This window comes from Streptomyces sp. NRRL F-6676 (assembly GCF_000725625.1).
Lineage (GTDB): Bacteria > Actinomycetota > Actinomycetes > Streptomycetales > Streptomycetaceae > Streptomyces.
In genome coordinates, this window is the sequence record NZ_KL647086.1 from 1 (window position 1) to 3,056 (window position 3,056).

Consider the following 3,056-nt stretch of genomic DNA (forward strand, 5'->3'; position numbering starts at 1 on the left):
CCTCCGAGCTCTCCCGCGTCTCACCCACCCACCCGCACCCGCTCACGAACCGGCCCCCTCCGAGCTCTCCCGCGCCTCACCCCACCCGCCCCGGTCCCCCCTCCCGGGGTGCAAGGGGCGGAGCCCCTTGTTGGGATGGGACGGGCAGGGGCGGCGGGGGCGGAGAAGGCTTGCGTCGCCCCACCCCCGCTAGGGTCACCCCCGTGAGCAACGAACCGATCACGCTGACCGCGGGCCCCGCGGAGGCCACCCTCCACCCCGCCAACGGCGGCCGCCTCACCACCCTCACCCTCGCCGGCACCCAACTCCTCCGCCAGGGCGACCGCTACGGCTGCTTCCCCATGGTCCCCTGGTGCGGCCGCACCAGGAACGGCCGCTTCCGCGACGGCACCACCGTCCACCAACTCCCCCTCAACTCCCCGCCCCACGCCATCCACGGCACCGCCCGCACCGCCCCCTGGACCACCGCCCGCACCACCCCCACCGAGGCCGTCCTGACGTACGACCTCACCGACCCCTGGCCGTACCCCGGCCGGGTCACCCAGGTCGTCACCCTCACCGAGGAGTCCCTCACCCTCGCCATGTCCGTGGAGACGTACGGCGACTCCTTCCCCGCCCAGATCGGCTGGCACCCCTGGTTCCGCCGCACCCTCGACGGCTCCGACGTCCGCCTCGACTTCACCCCCGCCTGGCAGGAGGAACGCGGCGACGACCACCTCCCCACCGGCAAGCGCGTCGACCCCCGCCCCGGCCCCTGGGACGACTGCTTCGGCATGCCCGACGGCGTCGACGTCACCCTCACCTGGCCCGGCAGGCTCCGGCTGACGGTCGCGTCCCGCGAGAAGTGGGTCGTCGTCTACGACGAGCAGGAGGAGGCCGTGTGCGTGGAGCCGCAGACCGGCCCGCCCGACGGCCTCAACACGCTCCCGCGCCTGGTCACCCCCATCGAGCCGCTGGAAGCCGCCACCACCTGGACCTGGGGCCCCGCATAAGCTGAGCGCCATGATGACGGACGACGTGCGCGGCGCGCTGCTGCGGCAGATCAAGGACAAGGCCGTGGTGCACGGCAAGGTGACCCTCTCCTCCGGCCTGGAGGCCGACTACTACGTCGACCTGCGCCGCGTCACCCTCGACGGCGAGGCCGCGCCGCTGGTCGGCCAGGTGCTGCTCGACCTCACCGAGGGCCTGGAGTACGACGCCGTCGGCGGCCTCACCATGGGCGCCGACCCGGTCGCCGGCGCGATGCTGCACGCCGCCGCCGCGCGCGGCCGGCGCCTGGACGCGTTCGTCGTCCGCAAGGCGGCCAAGGCGCACGGCATGCAGCGCCGGGTCGAAGGGCCGGACATCCGGGGCCGCCGGGTCCTGGTCGTCGAGGACACCTCCACCACCGGCGGTTCGCCGCTCACCGCGGTGGAGGCGGTGCGGGAGGCCGGCGCCGAGGTCGTCGCCGTCGCCACCATCGTCGACCGCGCGACGGGCGCCGACGAGAAGATCCGCGAGGGCGCCGGGGTGCCGTACCTGTACGCGTACGGCAAGGACGAACTGGGCCTGGACTAGGCACTCTCCGACCCCGTCATCCACAGGCTGGACAGGGTGTCCGACGCACGGGGCCGAGTCTGGAAGGATGGGGCCGACGATGACGTCACCCCCTAGGTCAGGGTCGTAAGTACGCAGAACGCATCCCGTACATCACAAGGAGCGGACAGATGCCCATCGCAACCCCCGAGGTCTACAACGAGATGCTCGACCGGGCGAAGGCAGGCAAGTTCGCCTACCCGGCCATCAACGTGACCTCGTCCCAGACCCTGCACGCGGCGCTGCGCGGCTTCGCGGAGGCGGAGAGCGACGGCATCGTCCAGATCTCCACGGGCGGCGCGGAGTTCCTCGGCGGCCAGCACAACAAGGACATGGTGACCGGCGCGGTCGCCCTGGCCGAGTTCGCGCACATCGTCGCCGAGAAGTACGACGTGAACATCGCGCTGCACACCGACCACTGCCCGAAGGACAAGCTCGACGGGTATGTGCGGCCGCTGCTCGCGGTCTCGGAGGAGCGGGTCAAGGCCGGCCGCAACCCGCTGTTCCAGTCCCACATGTGGGACGGCTCGGCCGAGACGCTGGCCGACAACCTCGCCATCGCGCAGGAGCTGCTGGGCCGCGCCGCCGCCGCGAAGATCATCCTCGAGGTCGAGATCACCCCGACCGGCGGTGAGGAGGACGGCGTCTCCCACGAGATCAACGACTCCCTCTACACGACGGTCGACGACGTGACCCGCACCGCCGAGGCCCTCGGCCTGGGCGAGAAGGGCCGCTACCTGCTGGCCGCGTCCTTCGGCAACGTGCACGGCGTGTACAAGCCGGGCAACGTCGTCCTGCGTCCGGAGCTGCTGAAGGACCTGAACGAGGGCGTGGCCGCGAAGTACGGCCGCCCGGCCGGCAGCCAGCCCTTCGACTTCGTCTTCCACGGCGGCTCCGGCTCCACGGAGGAGGAGATCCGCACGGCGTTGGAGAACGGCGTGGTCAAGATGAACATCGACACGGACACGCAGTACGCCTTCACGCGTCCCGTGGTCGACCACGCGTTCAGGAACTACGACGGCGTCCTCAAGGTCGACGGCGAGGTCGGCTCCAAGAAGACCTACGACCCGCGCACCTGGGGCAAGCTCGCCGAGGCCGGCATGGCCGAGCGCGTCGTGGCGGCCTGCGGCCACCTCCGCTCCACGGGCACGAAGATCAAGTAACACACCGGCACGCTTGAAAGTCCCCCGCGCCCCTGATCAGGGGCGCGGGGCTGTGTTGTCTGCGCGGCTCCGCCGCGGTTCCGCGAGAAGTCACCGTGCCCCGTAAGGGGCGCGGGGAACTGCGCGAGAACCCCCCACCCACCGCGCCCGCACACGCACCCCACCCACCCGAGCTCCCGGGGTCCAAGGGGCGAAGCCCCTTGAAGGGACGGGAAGGGTAGGGGCGGCGGGGGCGAGAAAACCCAACTGCACGCCCCGGCGGAGCCGAGCCCCCCGGCGGAGCCGGCCAGCCCCCCCCGGCCGCGCCACCCCCCGCAC

At 72.2% G+C, this 3,056-nt stretch carries 3 protein-coding genes; all 3 read left to right on the forward strand.

What is annotated here, in order from left to right; translation table 11 throughout:
* Positions 1–203 precede the first annotated feature (203 nt).
* The 3 genes from IO29_RS34835 (at position 204) to fbaA (ending at position 2,738) form a co-directional block, all read left to right on the forward strand.
* Positions 204–992, forward strand: a complete 789-nt coding sequence (locus tag IO29_RS34835) for an aldose epimerase family protein (protein ID WP_030381974.1) — start codon at positions 204–206, stop codon at positions 990–992.
* 13 nt (positions 993–1,005) lie between these two features.
* A complete protein-coding gene (gene pyrE, locus IO29_RS34840) occupies positions 1,006–1,557 on the forward strand; it encodes an orotate phosphoribosyltransferase (RefSeq protein ID WP_030381973.1) in 552 nt (183 codons plus the stop codon).
* A gap of 149 nt (positions 1,558–1,706) precedes the next feature.
* Positions 1,707–2,738, forward strand: a complete 1,032-nt coding sequence (gene fbaA, locus IO29_RS34845; RefSeq protein ID WP_030381972.1) for a class II fructose-bisphosphate aldolase — start codon at positions 1,707–1,709, stop codon at positions 2,736–2,738.
* The last annotated feature ends 318 nt before the right edge of the window (positions 2,739–3,056 follow it).

Bases quoted from the DNA above. Each gene is read 5' to 3' on its own strand.
- pyrE (WP_030381973.1), top strand. From the start codon at position 1,006: ATGACGGACGACGTGCGCGGCGCGCTGCTGCGGCAGATCAAGGACAAG.
- fbaA (WP_030381972.1), top strand. From the start codon at position 1,707: ATGCCCATCGCAACCCCCGAGGTCTACAACGAGATGCTCGACCGGGCG.